Source organism: Bacillus sp. EKM202B, from assembly GCF_011066025.1.
Classification (GTDB): domain Bacteria; phylum Bacillota; class Bacilli; order Bacillales; family Bacillaceae_G; genus Bacillus_A; species Bacillus_A toyonensis.
The window spans coordinates 1-215 of the sequence record NZ_JAAMNK010000149.1 but is presented as its reverse complement, the minus strand read 5'-3'; the positions used below and the strand labels follow the sequence as shown (position 1 = coordinate 215).

Sequence of the window (215 nt, the reverse complement as noted above, 5' to 3'; positions counted from 1 at the left end):
ATGGCTGGGCTAGCTGGATTCGAACCAGCGCATGACGGAGTCAAAGTCCGTTGCCTTACCGCTTGGCTATAGCCCATTAATATTTACTAGTATGCTTATCTTCTCAAAAAAATAAACCCTCTCAGGTTATTTTAAAGAAAATGGTGGAGGGGGGCAGATTCGAACTGCCGAACCCGAAGGAGCGGATTTACAGTCCGCCGCGTTTAGCCACTTCG

General features: G+C 47.9%; 1 tRNA gene. It reads right to left on the bottom strand.

Features of this window, described 5'->3' with window-relative positions:
- Window position 1 precedes the first annotated feature (1 nt).
- Window positions 2–76 (bottom strand) — tRNA-Gln (locus G9F74_RS29810).
- Window positions 77–215: the final 139 nt, after the last annotated feature.